This window comes from Paenibacillus sp. GbtcB18 (assembly GCF_019091125.1).
Classification (GTDB): Bacteria; Bacillota; Bacilli; order Paenibacillales; family NBRC-103111; genus Paenibacillus_F; species Paenibacillus_F chitinolyticus.
The window spans coordinates 1-21577 of the sequence record NZ_JAGXJX010000012.1; the positions used below are offsets into that span (position 1 = coordinate 1).

General features: G+C 45.1%; 15 protein-coding genes and 2 pseudogenes. 5 read left to right on the forward strand and 12 right to left on the reverse strand.

All coding sequences use genetic code 11. From position 1 onward, the window contains the following. Positions 1-226 precede the first annotated feature (226 nt). The 5 genes from KVT34_RS25875 to KVT34_RS25895 form a co-directional block, all read right to left on the reverse strand. A complete protein-coding gene (locus KVT34_RS25875) occupies positions 227-3598 on the reverse strand; it encodes an S-layer homology domain-containing protein (protein ID WP_217562515.1) in 3372 nt (1123 codons plus the stop codon). Positions 3599-3887: 289 nt separating this feature from the next. Continuing rightward, entirely contained in the window at positions 3888-4898 is a 1011-nt protein-coding gene (locus KVT34_RS25880) for an aldo/keto reductase (RefSeq protein ID WP_217562517.1), read from the reverse strand. Between the two features lie 72 nt (positions 4899-4970). Continuing rightward, entirely contained in the window at positions 4971-5387 is a 417-nt protein-coding gene (locus KVT34_RS25885; protein ID WP_217562519.1) for an SRPBCC family protein, read from the reverse strand. A gap of 16 nt (positions 5388-5403) precedes the next feature. After that, entirely contained in the window at positions 5404-6414 is a 1011-nt protein-coding gene (locus tag KVT34_RS25890; RefSeq protein ID WP_217562521.1) for an aldo/keto reductase, read from the reverse strand. A gap of 292 nt (positions 6415-6706) precedes the next feature. Beyond that, the gene (locus tag KVT34_RS25895; RefSeq protein ID WP_217562523.1) at positions 6707-7549 is read right to left on the reverse strand and encodes an aldo/keto reductase; all 843 of its coding nucleotides are present in this window, start codon (positions 7547-7549) and stop codon (positions 6707-6709) included. Between the two features lie 360 nt (positions 7550-7909). Here KVT34_RS25895 and KVT34_RS25900 point away from each other — a divergent pair. From KVT34_RS25900 to KVT34_RS25915, 4 genes and pseudogenes are all read left to right on the forward strand, one after another. Then, positions 7910-8182 (forward strand): annotated as a pseudogene (locus tag KVT34_RS25900) (MFS transporter); the annotation flags it as partial. Positions 8183-8216: 34 nt separating this feature from the next. Beyond that, positions 8217-9176: an LLM class oxidoreductase gene (locus KVT34_RS25905; protein WP_254635155.1), complete on the forward strand. Its 960-nt coding sequence runs from the start codon at positions 8217-8219 to the stop codon at positions 9174-9176. Positions 9177-9192: 16 nt separating this feature from the next. Then, the gene (locus tag KVT34_RS25910; RefSeq protein WP_217562525.1) at positions 9193-9624 is read left to right on the forward strand and encodes a winged helix-turn-helix transcriptional regulator; all 432 of its coding nucleotides are present in this window, start codon (positions 9193-9195) and stop codon (positions 9622-9624) included. 175 nt (positions 9625-9799) lie between these two features. Continuing rightward, positions 9800-10594 (forward strand): SDR family NAD(P)-dependent oxidoreductase, encoded by a 795-nt coding sequence (locus tag KVT34_RS25915; RefSeq protein WP_217562527.1) that lies wholly within the window; start codon positions 9800-9802, stop codon positions 10592-10594. Between the two features lie 304 nt (positions 10595-10898). On the opposite strand, the gene KVT34_RS25920 is transcribed toward KVT34_RS25915, so the two are convergent. The 5 genes and pseudogenes from KVT34_RS25920 to KVT34_RS25940 all read right to left on the reverse strand — a co-directional run bounded on the left by KVT34_RS25920 (position 10899) and on the right by KVT34_RS25940 (position 17593). After that, positions 10899-12122 (reverse strand): MFS transporter, encoded by a 1224-nt coding sequence (locus tag KVT34_RS25920; protein WP_217562529.1) that lies wholly within the window; start codon positions 12120-12122, stop codon positions 10899-10901. Between the two features lie 62 nt (positions 12123-12184). Further along, positions 12185-12775 (reverse strand): TetR/AcrR family transcriptional regulator, encoded by a 591-nt coding sequence (locus KVT34_RS25925; RefSeq protein WP_217562532.1) that lies wholly within the window; start codon positions 12773-12775, stop codon positions 12185-12187. Between the two features lie 520 nt (positions 12776-13295). Next, entirely contained in the window at positions 13296-14330 is a 1035-nt protein-coding gene (locus tag KVT34_RS25930; RefSeq protein ID WP_217562534.1) for a nitroreductase family protein, read from the reverse strand. A 1545-nt stretch (positions 14331-15875) separates the two neighbouring features. Then, positions 15876-16467 (reverse strand): annotated as a pseudogene (locus tag KVT34_RS25935) (sugar O-acetyltransferase). 487 nt (positions 16468-16954) lie between these two features. Beyond that, the gene (locus tag KVT34_RS25940; protein WP_217562536.1) at positions 16955-17593 is read right to left on the reverse strand and encodes a redoxin domain-containing protein; all 639 of its coding nucleotides are present in this window, start codon (positions 17591-17593) and stop codon (positions 16955-16957) included. Between the two features lie 144 nt (positions 17594-17737). Here KVT34_RS25940 and KVT34_RS25945 point away from each other — a divergent pair, with 144 nt between their 5' ends. Next, positions 17738-18016: a hypothetical protein gene (locus KVT34_RS25945; protein ID WP_217562538.1), complete on the forward strand. Its 279-nt coding sequence runs from the start codon at positions 17738-17740 to the stop codon at positions 18014-18016. 446 nt (positions 18017-18462) lie between these two features. Here the strand turns inward: KVT34_RS25945 and KVT34_RS25950 are convergent, their stop codons facing one another. After that, positions 18463-19479 (reverse strand): agmatine deiminase family protein, encoded by a 1017-nt coding sequence (locus KVT34_RS25950; RefSeq protein WP_217562694.1) that lies wholly within the window; start codon positions 19477-19479, stop codon positions 18463-18465. Positions 19480-20075: 596 nt separating this feature from the next. After that, positions 20076-21569, reverse strand: a complete 1494-nt coding sequence (locus KVT34_RS25955) for an alpha/beta hydrolase family protein (protein WP_254635161.1) — start codon at positions 21567-21569, stop codon at positions 20076-20078. Positions 21570-21577: the final 8 nt, after the last annotated feature.

A 21577-nucleotide genomic window follows, 5' to 3' on the forward strand; every position in this document is an offset into this window, starting at 1 on the left:
CGTGTTTCATTGTTGCCGGCAAGAAGTAACTTTACCAGCATCCGAAGTCTTTTGCAACAACCATTTTGTGGAAGCAGGTCATTCGATGCGTTTAGGCAGCTTTTCATATCCCGATTACAGCTACGACTCTGTTTGCTACCATCGTATGCGCAATCCTTGATTAATCAAAAAAAGGCTTCCTTAACACCACCTAAATGGCATAAGAAAGCCTTGAACAACCTGAAGCTTATTTAAAGATAATGCTGTAAGGAGATACTTCCGCAGCTTTCTGTTTATAGTTTACTCCGTCTATCACATATTTAGCGAATTTAGATTGTAGCGACGTATTGATGTCTATCTTAAGGTAGATTCTACCCTGATAGATTTGAACGGAAGAATTAAATGATTGTCCCTCTATTCCGGTGACCTTTGCGTTAGACAAATCCAGATCGGATTGCGAAACCGGAATTCCGGGGGTACCGTCATCAAGCCCCTCATTCAGATCAACCAGTATGGAATCAAAGTTTGGATAGGGATTGGAGAGAGAATATTCGTTTTTCCCCGTTGTTTTAAATGCATCGTACACGTCGGATGTAACAGAGTTATAGGGCTGCAGGCTGCTTACCGATAGATTTAAAGGCATCTGGATGGTTTGCTCTGCACTCATTCTGGAACAGCCGACCTCATTACACGCTTCAACACTGAACGTATATGTTTCCCCTGCTTTCAATGATTCTATCAAAAGTTGGGTGCCTGCATGATTGGCAACGCGTATAGTTCTGTTTTGATAAATGTTGAATGTTAAGCCCCAACCGACCGAATCGGAAGGTGTCCATGAAAGTAAAATTTTGTCCGTAAAATTGATTGGAGTTATTTTTACATGGGTAACAGGAGCTGGGCTTGTGAAAATATTCATGCCCCCTGCCATAAAGGTTTGACCGGGTGCTATGCTGAACTGGGCAGTGTTTGCGGTCGAGTAACCTGGTTTAGTCGCCGAAAGAGTATAGCTGACATTAGGAGTAACATTAGTAAACTTGAAATACCCGCGGCTGTTCGTTTTCGTTGTTACGCCAGTGCCGTTTAGAGAAACTTCTGCGTCTTCCGCGGGTTTGGTCGTACCTTCAAAAACATATCCTTCGATTTCGCCTGGTACATTGACGCCGGGTACCGGTATTTTTTGACCACTGCCCGGTATTGTGCACCATTCGGCGGAGCATTCATTCGCTGTGCTTCCTGTAAAGGTAATACCCGTTGGAGCGTTCTTATACGTAAGATTGTAAGTGCTGCCGGCTTTTTGTGAATCTACATTAAGGAGGACCATGTTTGGATACTGAGGGTACTGGGTTGTTTTAAGAACTTGCAGCCCATTGTTAAATTGGTACCAGGAAGCTTCCTGGGCCGCAACGGCCGCATCGAATTCCACAACCAGCAGATCCGGCTTCAGACCAGTAACTGATTTTACTGCTGCGTTAAGCTGTTTTACCGTCATTTTGAAGCTCTTGGTCGCCGTAAAAGCTTTGTTAAAGAGTGTCGCGGTAAGTGTAATCTCTTTATCGCCTGCACCGGAAGCCGGTCTTGTTAAATAAGAACTCCACGGAGATAACACATTCGTATCACTGGATGACCATGTAATTAAGGTGTTTTTTCCATTGTTATCAGGTAACGTTGGACGTTCTGTAACATGATCCGCCGAATCGCCCGGCACATACCCGATTGTTAAAGCAGTCAAAGCTTCGTTAAGCTCATAAACGGTATCACGATTGAAATAAAAAGATTGGATACTGGTGAAATCTTGATCCTGAGCCCCATATTGTTTGGCAATCTGGATCGTTCTGTCCGCTTCTAATACTTTGGCCAAAATCTCAGAAAAATCTCCCGACGCGGCTAAATAATCTTTCAAAGCCTTATTTGCGTTCTCAATTGCCTTTTCTTTGACTTCGCTTTCTACGGCAGGATCAAACTTAAATGAGCCACCGCCGTTCAGCTTGATTTTAGCAAGTGATTCGGAATTACCAGTTAAAGATACGGATTGGTCCGAACTTATTTCGGATAAAGTTGCCGCAGGGGCAATCCCGACAGTTGTATCGGCAGCTGCAACGGTTAACTTCGTAAGCATGGTAGGCTGGTTGTTACCGGCCGTAGGAGACTCAATGGAGAGAGTCATACCTGGAGACACTACTGCTGCTTCACTGTCGACTCTTCCTTTAAAAATGACCTTTTTGCCGGAAGCATCCAGCTTAATTTTACCGAATCCGCCTTGCGGAGAAGAACCCTCTATTACTGCTTGAGTTGTCACTTCGGTATACGTTATTTGGGTTCCGTCGCCGGTTTCCACTCTCACGGGAAGCCCGTTGTTATTCACTGCGTTTATTTTCAAATTCTTCACGGTAACATTCCGCAGCTTAATGGAATTTGCGCTCCCCGAACGCACTTCCATCTGTTCTGCATCAATATGGTTCAAGCTTATTTCGCCCGCGGGACCCGGATCCAGAATTAACGTTTGGACGCTGGTTTTACCGTTTGCCGGGCCGTATGTACCGGATGCCTGGACTGTAATAGTCGTTTGCGGCTTCCCGCTGGCAAGCAGTTGTTCGACTGTCGGATTTATGCCGCCGGGAGCTCCGCCCCCTCCGAAACCGCCACCACCACCGCCGAACACGGGGGAAGTGCCTTCAACGGACTTGCCGCTAGGCTTGCCTTTGTACGTTAAAACATATTTCGTACCGGAACTTTGCGTCGTTGTCGTGAGCACAACAATAGTTTTGCTGCCAGACTTGAAATCCGCCGCTGTAACGAGAAGGTCATGATCGAACTTGAAATCTTCCTTGTTCAGCTCCGCCAATGCGGTAGAGAATATAACTTCCATTGTTGTGCTGCTTTGCGAAACCAAGGACTGGATCTGCTGCTCCGGTTGAGTCACTTCGGGCTTGGAAGCCAGAATTTCTTCGGCTTTGCTTAAATAGGCTTTATGATTTGTTTTGAATTCATACGCCAGACGGGCTACAGCCTGACGGTCCGAACTGCTTTTCGGCTTGAAGAGCAGCCCTCCCTCACCGTTATCGATCCCGTTGACAAACCCGATCTCATAAGCCAAAGATACGGACGGCTTGGCCCAGTCGGATGCCAGGTTCAAATCTGTCAGTTTGGTAGTCGGACTTTTTACGGAAGCTCTCTCCGCAAGCCCGAATGCCCGCACAAAAAAGACAACCAGTTCTTCACGCGTTACTTTGGCATCCGGCGAAAAAGTACTGGCCGTCGTCCCCTGTGTAATGCCGGACGCTACAAGCGAGCCGACATAGCCGCTATACCAGCTCGAAGCGTCTACATCATGGAAAGAGGCCGACTTGGCCGGTTCTTCCTTCAATCCCAGAGCCAGTACAAGAATTTTTGCGAATTCGGCGCGCGTTATGGGATTTTCAGGTTTAAACGTTCCGTCCGGGTATCCCGATAGGATCCCTTCCGAGACTAGGCCCGCTATTTCTTTTTGGGCGTAAGAACGATCCAGATCTGTTAAAGTTCCTGTGGATGCCGCCTGAACAAAGTTCGGTAACAGCATACCCAGAGCCAGAACACTTAATGAAAACAAATTCATAAAACGGCGTAATCTTGCAAGCTTCATTTTGCAGGTTCTCCTCCGTCAGTCTAATAGGTTTGTTGTACACGCCGATTCTTGTTGTCCATAGTTCTTTGGGGCTATGCGCATATAACGTCCTTATTATACTAGGTATATAGTATGAAAAATAGATGGGGAAGAAAATTTTGGAAGTCTAGCGTTATTCTCAAACAAGAGTCTGATTAAGGGACTAGTTTTATATAGAAAGAACAAGAAAAAAAATCCGACTAAATGTAAACAAAAAAACCGAGAGCGTGAGCCATTCACTCACACTTTCGGTTTTTTTGCTCTTCTTTTATTTAACGCTGTTTGGGAGCGGCGCATTAGGTGCCACCAATTTTTGCTCGCGCATTTCTTCCCAGAACGCTGCCGGGATCACGGTGTTCAATGCGGCTTTGTCCTCTGCAATTCGCTCAGGACGAGTAGCACCGGGAACAACAGCGGCAACGGCCGGGTTCGCCAGTGAAAATTGTAAAGCAGCAGCCTTGATGCTGATTTGATGACGATCTGCAATATTTTTGATTTTCTCCACTTTAGCCATAATTTCCGGCGATGCTTTTTGATATTCGAAGTGGGTACCTCCTGCAAGAACACCTGAGCTATATGGACCGCCGGCGACAATGTCCATGTTATGTTTTACCGCTGCAGGCATCACGCGTTGTAACGCACGTTCATGGTCTAATAATGAATAACGTCCAGCTAGCAAGGATACATCCGGCTTCGCTTCTTCCAAGTCCAGCATCAGTTCAATTGGCTCAACCCGGTTCACTCCGAGTCCCCAACCTTTAATGACTCCTTCGTCACGTAAACGTGTGAGCACACGGAATGCCCCCGTTCGTGCCGATTCAAATTTTGAAAGCCACTCATCTCCATAAAAGTCCTGCGCTATATCATGAATATATACAAAGTCCAAGCGATCTGTTTTTAACCGTTTCAAACTCTGTTCGATAGAGCGAAGGGTTGCATCCGCGCTATAGTCAGGGATGATTTTATTCTTACGGCCGAATTCGAAAAGACCCCCTTTTTCACCTAAATCACGAGCAGCCGGGTCCTCTAGTTCATCCGAAATGAGTCGACCTACTTTCGTACTTAAAACGTAATCATCACGATTTCTTTTCGATAATGCTTCCCCAAGACGAATCTCTGCTAAGCCGGCTCCATAAAATGGGGCTGTGTCAAAGTACCGAACGCCACTTTCCCAAGCGGCATCTACGGTTGCCATGGCTTCTTCTTCCGGGATGTTACGGTACATGTTACCTAGCGGTGCAGTACCGAAACCTAGTTTTCCTTTTAGTATATGTCTCATGTGAATAAACCCTCCTAAAGTTTGTTTTAAATCTATTTTGCAAATTGATTAGTCAGCATGAGTCGGACCTGTTTACTTATTAAATCCTTGTTGCAATGCCTCTAAGCCATCTTTATAGATGCCATGGAACAGATCAATAGCCTCTTGGTCACTAACTCCTACAGGCGTGAAACTGCCGGACCACTCAACCAACGATGATTTACCGTCAGCATCTTCTTTAACGTGGATTGTCGACAAATAATCAGTAACCGGAAACGGTGCTTTCATAATGGAATACGTGTAGTAGCGCTCCTTATCATTGAATACTTCCAAGCGCTCTACAATCGCATCACCGTCTGGGTTAGCCAAATGACGGACACGTCCGCCTTCAGTTACTTTGCTGCTAGGTATATACGGTAACCAATCTGGAAGCGAGTCAAAGCCTCCGATTAATTGCCATACTTGATCCGGTGAAGCCGGAATTTTAATAGATGTCGTAGTTTGTGCCATGTTCATACTCTCCTTTTTATTTAACGTTGATTGGCAGCGGCGCATGAGGTGCCACCAGCTTTTGTTCGCGCATTTCTTCCCAGAATGCTTCCGGGATCACGGTGTTCAATGCAGCATTGTCTTCTGTTACTCGCTCAGGTCGACTGGCACCGGGAATGACAGCCGCAACTGCCGGATTAGCCAGTGAAAATTGCAAGGCAGCCGCCTTGGTGCTGATTTGATGACGATCTGCAATATTTTTGATTTTCTCTACTTTAGCCATAATTTCCGGTGACGCTTTTTGATATTCGAAATGGGTGCCTCCAGCAAGAACACCTGAGCTATACGGACCACCAATGACAATGTCCATGTTATGTTTTACTGCTGCAGGCATTACACGTTGAAGTGCACGCTCATGGTCTAATAAGGTGTACCGTCCAGCTAGCAAGGATACATCCGGCTTGGCTTCTTCCAAGTCCAGCATGAGTTCAATCGGCTCTACCCGGTTTACTCCGAGTCCCCACGCCTTAATGACTCCTTCTTCACGTAAACGTGAGAGTGCACGGAATGCCCCGGTTCGTGCCGTTTCAAATTGCGAAAGCCACTCGTCGCCATAAAAGTCCTGCGCTACATCATGAATATAAACCATGTCCAGACGATCTGTTTTTAACCGTTTCAAACTATCCTCGATAGAGCGAAGGGTCGCATCCGCGCTGTAGTCATTGATGATTTTATTTTTACGGCCAAATTCAAAAAGCCCCGTTTTTTCTCCGAAATCACGTGCAGAGGGATCTTCTAGTTCATCCGAAATGATTCGGCCTACTTTCGTGCTTATGACGTAATCATTACGATTTTTAGTCGACAATGCTTCACCAAGCCGAATCTCCGCCAAGCCAGCTCCATAGGATGGGGCTGTGTCAAAGTAACGAATGCCGCTCTCCCAAGCGGCCTCTACCGTTGCTGCAGCTTCTTCTTCTGAGATCGTACGGTACATATTCCCTAACGGTGCAGTACCGAAACCTAGTTTTCCTTGCCGTATATGTTTCAATAGGATTCCCTCCTAAAATTTGTTGTAGATCTATTTTGAATATTGATTTGACAGCATGAATGGATATAGAAATCAACGACTGATCAAATCAACAAATGTTTTCACCGTCTGACAAAATTGATTATGATGCATCCATACAGATAAAAAAAGTACGCACTTTAGAGTAATATGGGAACTAAAAAGTACCCGCTCAAGAGCGTAGACAATCCGCAACATGATTCCTTAAAGAAAACAACACCTATAAAAACCGCAACTCGTGCGGCTTTTATAGGTGTTGTTCTTGTCGTTTCTATTAAAAATCAAAATTGTCAGGGTCTGGGCCTACACGGTGATTTTCATTCAATCCATCAATGAGCTTCATATCTTCTGCGGTCAGTTCAAAGTCAAAAATAGCCGCATTTTCTACAATACGATGCTCTTTGGTTGATTTTGGAATCGTAATAATACCGTTCTGAACGTCCCAGCGCAAAATCACTTGGGCTACGGATTTTTTATATTTCGCAGCAATGGCAGTCAAAACTTCATTGTTTAATAGTTCGCCTTGCATTAACGGAGACCAAGCTTCCAATTGGATGCCCTGTTTTTCACAAAATGCTTGAAGTTCTTTTTGAGTTAACCGCGGATGACATTCCACCTGGTTGATTACCGGTTTAATTTCTGCGTCCTTCAACAAGTTCTCAAGATGGTGAATTTGGAAATTACTTACACCAATCGCTTTTACCCGTCCTTCTTTATAGAGGGTTTCTAATGCACGCCATGCTTCTTTATATTTACCTTCAACAGGCCAATGAATGAGATAAAGATCCAGATACTCCAACCCGAGTTTTTTTAGGCTCGTCTCATAAGCCGCGATTGTCGATTCATATCCTAGATCGGCATTCCATACTTTTGAAGTGACAAATACCTCTTCTCTTGAGATACCTGCCTCTTGTAGTCCTTCACGGATGCCTTGGCCTACTCCTTCTTCATTACCGTAAATCGCTGCTGTATCGATACTCCGGTAACCATGCTTGATGGCTGCTTTAACGGCATTTACGAGCTCCGGACCCTCTTCTACTTTAAATACTCCAAGGCCGAATCCCGGCATTTTTACACCATTGTGTAGAGTCACTGTATCCTGCAAATTCTTTATCATTAAATATTCCTCCTAAACCGAGTTGTCTACCCGAAAATTTTGTCTAACCGTGTCGGCAAAAACTATTATGGTATAGGTCAAATGAAAATAAAAGTACGTACTTTTATGTGCTATAGGTACTTAAAAGTTCCCTTACATTTACAATCCGGCTTCCACTGAAAAACGCATAAGTGATGATTTTCACATGTAATCGGTTGTTTAAATGAAAGATGCTTCATATATGTCCTGCATCTTTTTTAGGTTTACGACACCTCTCCTATTAGTAGGCACTTTTAAGTACCTATATACCTTAAAAGTACGTACTTATCAGATCGACTTAACAGTCTTATACTAGCATTCATGACTGAAGGAGAGTTCAGCGGTAACTCCATTGGAGGGAAGCTTGCCAATAAAAATCCAATTCGTGTGCTATTCTGGATGTTTGTTGTCCAAGCGGCTGTACTAATCCTTTTGTCATTCCTTGCACCATTTTAAGTGACCGGTGTCATTGAGGTTGTCTTAATGGGTCTGCTTGCCTTCATGAACGTGCCCGGTTTGCAGTTATATATTGTTCAACTTGCCGAAAAATATGTACCTTCAGCTGTAGACGTTGCTTCTGCGCTTAATATTGCAGCTTTCATCATCGGTATTGCACCAAACTGGAAAAAATAACGGAAGGAGAATTCACATGTTTGAGCATCATCAAACTTACCAAAGAACCTTTAAAGAAGGTGAATTAACGCTCGGTCTTCATATTCCATTAGAAAACTATCGGATGGAAACGCCGACGATGGCCCGCCAAATTGAGTTAGCACAAGTTGCTGAGACCTACGGCTTTACAACCCTATGGCTCAGAGATGTGATACTGGAGGATCCCAATTTCGGGGACCCTGCTGTCGGTCAAATTTATGATAGTTTGATTTATGGAACCCATTTGCTTAGCCAGACGAAACAAATCGCTCTTGGAACATCTGCGCTGGTACTCCCTCTTCGTCATCCACTTAGGCTGGCGAAAGAAGTTGCCACCATCGAAGCGCTTTTTCCCGAAAGGCTGATCATGGGGATTTCTTCAGGAGACAGGCGGGCTGATTTCAAAGGACTTGGAGTCGACCATCCGAGTCGAGGCATTCAGTTCCGAGAAGCGTTATCTTATCTTGAAAAGGCACTTTATGAGTCTTTTCCTTCTATTAACTCGTGTTACGGGGATATCGAACAAGCGACTCTCGTACCGAAACTAAACCGCAGAATCCCTACAATGATTACGGGATTTGCCCAGCAAAATATGGATTGGATTGGCATGAACGGTGACGGGTGGATGTATTACCCACAGGCACCAGGCAGACAGGTAGAAGCTATCCGTGCATGGCGAGAATCAGCTGCCCGCCAAAATCATTCCGCATTTCGGCCTTTCAGTATGCCTATGCATCTTGATTTGGCGGAGGACCCTGATGAACATGCCACCCCGATTCGGCTTGGTTTCCGTGTCGGACGCCATAAATTGATTGAACTTCTTAATTTATATAGAAGCATTGGAGTGAATCATCTCTTTTTTGCTTTATTTGACAGCCTTCGACCAGCTGATGAGGTCATTCATGAACTGGGAGAATACGTATTGCCGCATTTCCCGCCCCATGAAATCCGTGTCTGAAAAGGAGGAATTCAAAATGATTAAATATAATATTCCCGTAGAAGCTACTTTAGAGGTAATCGGCGGAAAGTGGAAGGTTGTTATTTTGTGTTATTTGACTAAAGGAACAAGACGAACCGGGCAGCTAAAGCGCTTGATGCCTGGGATCACACAAAAAATGCTCACACAACAATTAAGGGAACTCGAGAATGACGGTATCATTCGCAGAGTCATTTATAACCAAGTTCCACCTAGAGTCGAATACTCGCTAACGGAGTATGGACAGACCCTATCGGAAACTTTAGACGCATTGTGCAAATGGGGAGAGACTCACATTGATAATAATTATCCATGCAGGGATGATGTATTACTAAATACAGAAGAACTAGAAAGAAAATTCACTGACAAGAAAATTTCTGAAGTCGTTCCAGCCGCTTCTTTGACTAATAGAGAAAAAATTTCATCCTAACGCAGTTTATTGGGTTAAGTAAACGGAATGATAGCCATGAGTATCGAATTTTTTGATCAAAAATTGGAGATAACAAAACAGGAAGAGGAACGTTGCAAGACTTCCTTTCAAAAAGTCGAGTCTATGAATACGATTACGGTTAATTATTCCTAATAAAATTTTTGGAGGAATACGCGTGCAACTTCATTTACAAGGAAAAACAGCACTTGTTACGGGATCTACAGCAGGAATCGGAAAAGCGATCGCCACATCATTAGCGGCGGAAGGCGCCACCGTGCTTATTAATGGACGCAGTGAGGAAAAAGTAACGAACACGATCAAGGAAATTCGTGACCGGCATGCCGGCGCTAAACTTGAAGCCGCAGTTGCGGATCTGGGTACAGAGCAAGGATGTCAGCAGGTGATTGAGAAATTCGCCGACGTTGACATTTTGATTAACAACCTCGGTATATTCGAGGCTGCCGAATATTTCGATATTCCCGATGAAGATTGGTTTAGATTTTTCGAGGTCAACATTATGAGTGGTGTCAGGCTCTCCCGTCACTATCTAAACCGAATGATTGAGAAAAAAGAAGGTCGAGTCATCTTTATTGCCAGCGAGGCAGCCGTCATGCCTTCACAGGAAATGGCTCATTATAGTGCAACCAAGACTATGCAGCTCTCGATTTCCCGAAGCTTAGCAGAACTGACCAAAGGAACGAACGTCACGGTCAATACCGTTATGCCGGGTTCCACTTTAACCGAAGGAGTGGAGTCTTGGTTAGATACTCTCTATCCTAATGAAAAGATGACAGCAGAAGAAGCTGAGAAACGATTTATGAGAGAGAATCGGCCGACATCGATCATCCAAAGGCTTATTCGGCCGGAAGAAATAGCCAATCTTGTAACTTTCTTAAGCAGCCCTCTTTCCTCGGCCATTAACGGATCCGCTTACCGGATTGACGGGGGACTTGTACGCAGCGTGTTTTAGGATTCGCTTTTAAAAAATGGATTGAGGAAATTCCTCAATCCATTTTTGTTTTTGCTCAGATTGGAGTGAAGCATGCTAACACCATTCAATATCACTTTTCTAACCAAATGGCTTTTTCCATCGTCTCATACACGTTTAATTTATAATTGATATAATCGAAAGCTTGACTCAGTTCCGACTGCCGTTTGTGAAGTTCAAGTTTGTGCGGCTCCAGAATCCGCTTCCTCTCACGAATGGTGGAATTACCTTGTTAGACAAGTCAATCGTGACAAACGAACTACGGCTCCTGCTTGAGCAGCGCGGCTTAATCCATATGCGCTCCGGGTTGATCGGCTTTAGCTGCGGCCCCCTCCAATTTCATACCAAGGCTCGCAAAGGCGGCAATCAGAATAATCGCTGCGGACAGGCCATAGACGGGAACAAGCGTAATCGATTTCATGAGCGGACCCGCCAGAGCGGACCCGGTGAGCGTCCCGGCCATGAGTAGTGGCGTGATCGTACCGTTCACACGCCCGATGTAGGCTTCCTCAACCAGTTTCATCATAATAGCTCCGAGCACGATTTGCATGAACGCCGTCATGACGCCGACCATGAAGCGCATGGAAGCCGTTAAATACACCCAGACGGATAGAGCCTCGACGATGATGGAGAACGACAGGAACGCGATGCCTGCGAAGATGACGACACGCGGATTTATCTTCGGACCGAGGATCGCTGCCGCCGCACCTCCAACCAGCATTCCGGCGCCGGACAGTGCATAGAACCATTGGACGCTTTCCTTGTCGAGCTGAAGACGTTCGGTCACGATATAGATGTCCAACGGCTGGATCAAGCCAGACCCAAGTCCGATACAGGCAAACGTAAGCGCAATAACAATTAAATTCCGATGGCTGCGGATATAGCGGAACCCCTCCTTCACATCCTCAAGAATCGGCACGGCCCCCCGTTCGGGCGAGCGCGGCGAGGGAGGAAGGAAGAACTGGACGGCTGCCGCCGTAAGGAACAACCCGATCATCACCGCCAGCGAGTAGGTCAGGCCGAGCGACGAATAGATGAGCGTCCCTACGACCGGTCCTACAATAATGAACAGGGACATGATCCCCTGAGAAATGCCGATTGCCGGCGCCAGCAGCTCCTCGGGCACATGCCGCTTGAACATGACAGCCGAGGATGGCTGTGAGAACTGGCTGACGATGGCCGACACGACCGTCGCGGCGAATACGGCCTGCCAAGAACCCCCGAGCACGAACAATAGAATGGCTCCGATCGACAGCGCGCTGAGCAGATCGCCGGCGATCATCGTCCGCTTCGGATTCCACCGGTCGGCGAAAGCGCCGCCGATGAAAGAGAACAGAAATATCGGCGCGTATTCCATCACGTTCAGCAGGGAAACGGCGACGGGATCGCTCTCGGTCTGCTCCATCACGTAGAACAGCAGCGAGATATTTCGGATCCAGATCGCCAACTGCTGCAGAAGGTCAGCGAACGCCACGATCCGGAATACCCGGTTAGCGAACAAAGCTTTCATAACCTATCCCCTTAAGGACGGTACTAAACCGACCGTCCGGTCTAATTTCTAGGTAAAAAAAATTAGTTCTTCTCTATCCCTTGAAGCAAGACGTCGATCGCAGTCCGGTATAAGCCGACAATCCTATCGGTTTCATAATTGTAATACGAAACACTCAGGCCTCCAAATAGCCCGAATAGGATAAAAGTTAGATCTTCAAGCGGTATCGGACGAAACTCGCCGCTTTGCATTCCTTCCTCCAACAGCTGTTGAAAGATCGGGTAGTGCATTCGTGTCAGCGCCAACAGCTTATCCCTAATCTCGTGATCCCCGCTTTCGCTTCCCGAAAACTCTTCCGCAGCCCGCAGCAGCGGATTCCGAAAATCCTCGGCGTAATGCTCGGCAAGCCGATACAACTTCTCACGCGCCGTACCGAGCGGTTTCTCCATGTCGCGCCACTTGCCGATCCACTCGAGCATGGACAGCTCAAGGATGTACAAAAAAAGCACTTCCTTGTTCTTAAAGTGATGATAAATGCTCCCTTTACTCGATCCCGATAACTGCCGAATCTCGTCCATCGTGGTCGCCGCATAGCCCTTCAGCTCGAACAACTCCTTCGCCTTGGCCGCAATGTTGCGCTTTGTCTGTTCACCATGGTCCGTAGATTTAGTCATACCCGTCACCCCCTCTCTCAAACCGACCGTCCGGTCTAATCAAAATATAAGGGATTTCTTTTCGCTTGTCAATTAACCTATGTTCTGGAGAATACGACCCATTTTAACCTCAAAAAAAGATGAGGATGTAAACTTCTCATCTTCTTTAGATTTATACAAAAAATGTATAGCGACTGTTTTATCACTAAAATCGAAACGGTTTTATCAACTCTAATGGTACATTTCTCCCTGTTTCCGCATGCTCTAACTTTAGACCTGTACATTCGGAAGTTCGTCAGTTCGCTTCTGTGCGAGCATTCTCACCCTATCCAGTTTTTCAGCCGCGCGACATATCCGTTGGCATACCTTAAAAAAAATTTAGCTCCAGCCTTGGTTCTGTCGAATCTACCTGTACTTCACCCCCCATGACCTGTTAGTCATGACGCGCGCAGGAACTCAACCTCTAAAAATACTCTGTAGATGGATTATCGTACAGTGAATTTAACCTTATGCCTATGGATGACCGCTCCTAGCAGTATTGTCATAGATGTGAGATGTTCAGCAATAGGGGAGCAGCCGGAGCGGATTCCGAGGATTGAGCGTCTCCTCCAAACTCCAGCACCGCTACGATCCGCTCCAGCGGCCGAATCCCAAACGGTTTGCACCATTCCCGGTCATAAATCCATTCCGGAACCGTGCGCCGCACGTGCCAAGGCTTGGATTTGGCTAACAATTGAAAATTTTGGATCAAACAGCATACCGCCGCGTAATCCTCCTCCTGCTTGTGGGGATCCGTTTCTTCCTTCGCAACGATCAGGAGAGATGCCGACGACGCATCCCCATACGAAACTCGGACCTTGTCGGCCGCTTCGCAGCCCGTCACATAGATAAAGCGCCACGGTTCCCTTAGTCCATCGTTCGGCGCCCAGACGGCGTCATTCAGCATTTCGAGAATGCTTTGCGCGGGAATTCGGACGTTATCCAACTGCGGCCCACCTGGCTCCCCGCCTCCACCGATTGTGGTCCATTTCTGCTTCGCCGGCGTTCTTCTCCGGGATCTCGGCGCTTTATCGAAATATCCGACATGCAAGATCCCTGCAAGCCTTTCACCTTCCCGCAAACCGATTTCCGCAAGAAACGACTCGCTTTGAAGCATTGGGTCCGTGTCCCACAGCATGCCCAACCCGCGCTCCCAGCCCAGCAGTTGAAAATTTTGCATGATACTGCAAACTGCTGCGTAATTTTCGTCGCTCTGCCGCCGATTGGCGGCGGATTCTGCAATGAAGATCAGGTGAGCGGGAATATCCGTTATTCGTTTTATGAGAAAATCGATCATTTTGACAGGAATGAGTTTCCCGAGTTTGCTTTCCTTCATCTTAGCTATCATGCTCTCAACCAGCCTTTGACGCGACTCCGGCGTGCCAGCGTAAATACAACGCCAGCGCGGTGTACCCTCGGCCTCGTACAGGCTTGCCGCTCCGTTCAGCAAGTTTACGAGCAGTTCCGGCGCTACCGGTGTTGCGTTGAATCTCCTGATGGTTCTACGTTCTCTAATCGTTTGGGAAAAATCCAACATAATCCCTCCTTGCAAATATAGTTTACTAGTGAACAAAAATAATAAAAAATTTAGCTTATATTTCGCCAACATACCGGGTCATGCCTTGAAAAAACTTCAAAATCGTCTGATGCTCACTATCGGAGTAACTGTCCAAATTCAGCTGATGAAGCTGCACCAACTCTTTGATTCTTTAAGTTCCAGCTCAGCCGCTATTCTTGCAAATGGAACAAATGAAGCAATTGATTATAAATTAACGCCTTGATACTTTCAGGATATCCATATGCACACTCCATATTGTTTACAATGAAACTAAAATATCACAGTTTGCAGGATTCAGCAAGTGCCGCGCATTCCAGCACAGAGATTTAAAAAGCATTATATTATCCTTAGACATGTAAAAACTCCCCTCACAGTGGCAGGTTATATTCTTTCACCTGTTTACCGTAAGGGGAGCAGATCATGGTTGGCTGCTTGCATTTCTTTATGGACTGTTGTGTGGCGTCATAATTAGTGAGAAAATAGCTGCGGAAAACGTTGATTTATCAAGGGCCATTTTCAGAGTTAGTGAGAACGACATTCCCCTGAACGGTGCTGTATTAGCCTGATTTTCACAATTGCTGAGAATATCCGCCAAAAACAAAATGTATATTTATTCACGAGATGTATAATCATAAATACTCCCTTTTAAGCACTCTTCCGTTTAAAACAAACAAAAAAATGCGTACCATTGGAAAACCAACGGTACGCATTTTATTACAAATCCATATTAGATCCGGCCAGGAAAAAAGCTGTTATAAGATCCCATTGATTAAATTAGAAGTTAGAGAAAATCTATAATTCTTTAAACCCTCGAACTAATTTTGAGTCCAAATCCAAAGAGGACGATTACAACAATACTCTCAACCAACCGGTATTGCATCGAAGAATTGTGCGATCTCCATATTACTAGAATTACAACAACTATTGCTAGGACTAGCAATAGAACTGAATCTCTACACAATCGGCCCTTCCCTGTAACCCAACTTTGTCTGTAGCCGAAGTTATTACTTTTACGCAAACGATAGTATCTCAGTCTGCTCATATATAATCCTTCTAGTAGAAATAGCATCTGTGATTTCTGCATGTAATCTTTTGAAACTCTAGCTAATTTAGATATCCATTCAACGAGCTTACAACTTCATTTATTAAACCTTTGGCGGTTGTATCGGGGGAATTACGAGGTCCTGATATAAATCATTATGGACATAAATTCCAACTTTTATACATCAGTTAGCTAACCTTTTTCTATGCCAATAATGTTTGTTGCGTTACCTTTAGACGCCTGCTGTTTTTTAGCAAAAGTTTCTTTCCGCTTTCACTAGATCCTGTTATATATAACCGGGATAGCAGCATTTTCATATCCGGAATAAAAACTTTTTTAACCCTAACCGGGTTTTTCATAATAAAAAGCAGGGGGAACCCCTGCTTTTCCGCTAAATATTGAACGCTTTGAAGACCCCTTTTAATGGGAATCGTATCTCGTCAAACGACTTCAAAACCTATCTCGGCTTTTCACTCTATGCTTTATCTATATTTATCCTTATCGGCTTCCGTAATCTCCCTTAGCACTCGACAAGGATTTCCAACAGCGACTACACCCGAGGGAATATTCTTAGTGACAACACTTCCCCCACCAATAACTGTATTGTCGCCTATAGTTACCCCAGGCATAACGGAAACATTCCCCCCGATCCATACATTGTTTCCGACTTTAATCGGATAGGCATATTCCAGCCCCCTATTACGCTGTTTCACATCCAATGGATGACCTGCAGTATAAAACCCACAGTTAGGTGCAATGAACACATTATCTCCAAAGGCAACCTTTCCTCCATCTAAAATCACCAGATTATGATTAGAGTAAAAATTTTCGCCTATTTCAATGTTATACCCATAATCACAATAAAAAGATGGTTCGATCAAAAAAACTTTCCCCTGTTTTACCAAATAATTTTTTTATTATACTTTTTCTTTCTTCCGCTCTTGAGGGGGGAAGTTGGTTATACTGAAAACATATTTCCTTAGCGTACTCTCGTTCTTTAATAAGCGACTCATTGCTGTTCGCATCATAAATCAACCCAAGCTCCATTTTTTCTTTCTCAGTTAAATTCCTCATTACAGTTTAGACCATCCACTTTTTTATATATTTTTAATCAAAAATAAGCTTAATTCCAAACTCACCAGACTGAACTCCCCTTCCGTTTAAAATTTATCACCTAACATTTTCTGCAAACGCTAATGATGGAAGGGGATAAAGGAAAGAACGGACTTCTATCCCAGTCTGAATATTGGTTTTCAATGCTAAAACCATAGCTAGTTAGCAAAGATTAAGAGTATCAATATCAGTAAAACGACATGCAATTCGAGAAGTAGTTTTCTTATATCCCCAATCACGGAAAGTGACCCAATGCATGATATGATTTCTTGCATCGTAAGATTGTGTTCCAGATACCTTGACGTTAATTCCATCCTTATTGATAAATTTTTCCTAAATTGTTTTCTCTTGACATGATAAATCAGTTCCCATGGGTAACGTGTTTCAAATGCAAATATCCCGTTTTGAAAAAAAACCAGCATGTTCGCCAGGCTCTGAACGCTTCCGGTTAAGGATTGTCATAATCCGCCATTTTGGCGGCTTTCTTCATGCTCTCGTAACTGATCGCGCCTAAGTGCCGCTCTCGTATATTGCCAAAAGGATCTACGATATACGTGGTCGGGTACGCAGTTACACCATACTCTTTCAAGATGTCGCCGCTCTTGTCCAAAACGATAGGAAAACTTAGTCCTTCGTTATCCACGAACTTTTCCACGATATCGGTACTTCTCTCCTGGCTCGTCGCGTTGACGGATAGAACAACGACGTCCTGGTCCGATTGGTCGCGATAAAGCTTTTCCATGTGGGGCATCTCAGCTTGGCAGACACGGCACCACGTAGCCCAGAAATTCATAACGACGGTTTTGCCACGGAAATCGGATAGTCGAACGGGGTTACCTTCTAAGTCCTTCAATTCGAAATCGGGGGCGAACTGACCCACGCGAATGCTTTTGCTGCCCATCGAGTTGAGTGTCGTAAATACGACCATCACAGCGATAACTGCGATTCCGAGCGACCGGAGTGCGATTTTAGGAGACGGGCTAAGTAGGAAAACCAGTAGTGTGGCCGCCACCATGAGTCCCGCGTAATGGACAGCGCCGACTGTATCGTCAAGCAGGACGATTCCGAAGAAAGCAGCCGTCGCCATTCCCGCCCCCCAGGTCATTGCAACCGTTAACGCCTCTAGGTTACCAGTCCGGCGATAATTTCGCACAAATAAATAAGTTAGTGCAGCTAAGGATCCGAGCCAAACGCCTCTCAACCCTCCGCTAAAGAAGACTAAGGAAAGTGGATGCCTGATGACGCCTATGGGGTCGAACAGAAACAAGCTTGCCTTCCAGACAATCAACCATATGAAGACCGCATTCCAAGCCTCCGATACGCGCCGCTCCTTCTGCGGGCGGCCCCGCTCCCGGAAACGAACAGTCAGAACGCCGACGATGCCCGCAATCAAATAAATCAACAACTCGATATTCAGCACAAACGTACCGACCTGCAAATTCGGCAGCGTTATCCCCCCCTTCGTGTACCTACTTTTGTGATCCGTGTCAATGATCAACTGAAAGAATGATTCTAATTTTCGTTATCATATGAATAACTATACAATTCTATCACTTAAACAACTGTTTGAGAAAAAAAGAACGAGATCATTCTCAATCTTGTTCATCGTTATAGGTGCTACAATCATATTCGTCTCCCCTTAAGGTCACAGGTTGTTGTTGCGTAACGTCAACACCAACAACTTTACGGCCAGGGTGCAGTTTTTGGATGATGTCGTTTGCTATTCTGTCATTTATAATTTCCCATCAATAATCCATCCATTTTAGAATTTAATAACTTGGTTTTCTATTTCATTTCAGACTCCCCATACTCACCGACCTCCTGTGTTCAAAAGATTACCAAAAATAATCATGATTGGTGGTGTTGATTGCCTGAGACGTTGATAGCGTGCAGATTCACCTCTGTAAAGTCGGAAAATGGATACTTTTTTACATTGATACTCTATAGAAGTGTTATTTATTTTGGATGCTGTTGCGTTACGCAGTGAATCATGCCTCCGTACGCATACAATTTCCTCACATTTATTCCGACTATTCTTCTACCAGGAAATAGCCCTTCCATGATTTGAAGCCCTAAACTGTCATGTTCATCACCATATACCGGAACTAATACAACTTCGTTTCCTATATAAAAATTTAAATACGAACCTTTAGAGCCAACTTCTTTCACGATATTTCTTGTAACGGGTACTGGAATGAGTTGAAATGGCTTCCCATCCGTATTTCTTGCTTGTCGTAATTCCTGATAGTGCTTTTCATAAGCCTTCAGAAGATGCGCTTCACTTTCTCCAAAAGGGTCATACTCATAAAGGATGGTATTTTCATTAACGAAGCGGGCCGCCCCATCGATATGGAAATCTGTTACTTCATCATGGTTATCCTCTCCACGGAGACCAGTTATCCAGATAAAGTTTGTTACTCCTAAATACTTGGTTAATTCACTTTCGATTTCTTCTTGATGAAGCGTAGGATTTCGATTCCCATTCATGATGGAGGATTTTGCTGCTAACAATGTACCGTTTCCATTTACTTCGATTCCCCCGCCTTCCAGACAAACACTAGTCTCAATTAGTGGGATGCTACCGTTCTCGCTGATTTTGCTGGGAATCTTAGCGTCTTTTTCAAAAGGATATTTATTTCCCCAACCATTGAAATTCCAATTTGTTAAACATAGATTACCTTTATCATCTTTCACAAAAATCGGACCATGATCTCTTATCCAAACGTCATCGGTTTCTTGAACTAAAAAATCAATTTTATCCATATTCACATGTTCTTCATTCAACTTCGCTTGCACATGTTTTCTTTCCCTTTCATTACACACAACAATATGCACATTTTCTTCATAGTGAAGCTCCTTTGCCATCGTTACCCAAATGTCATCGAGTTTAGCTCTGTAATTTTCGTCTTTGTTGGATCCATCATGGGGCCATTGGAGCCAGGTTCCCTCATGTTTTTCCCATTCTGCTGGCATAAAAAAAGCAATTTTTTCTCTGCTTCCCACTAAGTTTCTTCTCTCCTCTCCCGAATTATAAAACTCATTCTAATCCTTAACACTGTGTCAAAGTCAAGGACAAATCAACAACGCTTTCCGCACCTTTTGCCGTACTAGTGCCATCTAACTCTTGTGTTACTTCAAAAGTGATTGAAGCCCTAGTCTAGCACTTTTTTCGTTTCCGTAAATCGTTTGATCATCGGTTCTGTTCCTATTACGACACTAACAACTGCCAACCTTCCATACAGCTCCATGGCTATTTTAGCACCGTTGACCATTTTACCTTTGGCCTTGCCAGGGTGAACGTTCTTCCCTTTTCTTCAAATCAACCCATCTCGTACTTTACAGATACCTTATGTCTATTTTTTATGTAATTGTTTATGAATTGAGGAATTCATTACTCTGTACTACAGCTGGGGATGAACGTTTTATAAAAAATGTAGCCGAGAATCCCAGAAGCAAGCAGCACGCTATGATTGAAAAAGTAAGGACATAATTTCCTGTACCTAACAACAATAATGCTAAAATTGGCCCTATTGTAGCGCATAGGCCTTCAAAGTCTGGTCAGATAATACTTATCCTTTATCCAAAATAAAATCATTTAACGTGCCAACAGCATTGTTCAATATCTGCAAAGGCTGCCCTTTCAGATAATGATTGAAGAAATCAAGCGTAAACTCGTTGACGAGCCGATGTGTATCGCGAGCGTTCACCCCCTGCATCCACTCTATAATTGGAGTGATCAAAAAGAAATCAGAGAAGCTCATATGAGACGTGTTGGGCAGCTTCAGCCAGTAATTCCCAACAGCCTTTACTGGCACAAGCCGAGCATGCAACTCTTGTTCTTGCAGCTCTTGATTGTATTGTTCAACTTTGACATGGGTCATGTCCAAGTTGGGTTGCTGATCGTTACTTGCGGCGCTGGATCCCGCCAATTCGTCCTCCTCGTCCGCACTGATCATCAGGAACGGCTTGTTTATGCCTGCCGCCGGGATGCGGCGTTCACCGTATAAGGATCCATCCATATTGATGCCAGCCCGAACCCGCGGATCACTTAGCAGCATCTGAACCGTAGTCGCCCCGCCGAACGAGTGTCCGAACATGCCAAGCCGCTTCATGTCCATTCGTCCCGTAAATCGCTGATCCGGGTCGGCGGCAGCAAGTTGTTCAAGTTGATCCAGCACAAACCGCACATCGTTCACCCAAACCTCATTCGTCCTGTCCATTTTTTCCAGTGGCTCTATCTCCGATTCTGGATTTTTCACCGAATCGAACAACGCAACTCGGCCATCCGGAAATATTGAAGCCATACTGTCGTAAGTATGATTGATTCCCGCCACAATGTAGCCATGGCTCACCAACTGCTCGACCTGGAACATGTTCTGGCCCTCGAATCCACGGAACCCGTGTGAAAAAATAATTACCGGATAAGCAGCTTCCGCGTCGGACAGCGCTGCATGTTCAATCGCATGCGTACGGGCTTGTCCAAGGCTTGTCAAAAACAACTGTGGCAGACCAGACTCCTGCTGAAATGCCTCGGTATATACTTTGGAATCGGACACATACGGCGCCCGGGTTCCCTTAGTGTTCTTGCTGGCCGGATACCAGATCCGCACGTTTAGTTCCCGCTTGGCCCCGGCTGCCGCCAAAGTGCACGTTTCTTCGCGGGTGTTGTCAATCCAGTGATAAGCGACCGTGCCAATCCCATATGGGCCTGCCGGTTCATCAAGTGCAAACACTGGGAACAGCAAAGGCGCAGCAGCGGTGACCATCCCGTAGAAAAAGACGGATAACAACGCTGCAATTCTGCGTACGCCGCCGCGCCTTTTAACGCCACCTTGAACGGCTCGGGCACACCTCCGATGATCCGGCATCAGCGCCAATAAAGGAGCCAGAGACAATGCATAAGCAGGGATTAAGGGCCAGCGCCATCCCTCAACCCATCCCTGTACAACGAGAAGAACTACCGAGACGGCCAGTCCTCCCCACAATAACTGTCGCGATTTTTGTTGCCCGACAACCAGCCATAGCAACATAACCACATTAAACGTCACCAGTACAACTTCCATGATTCTCA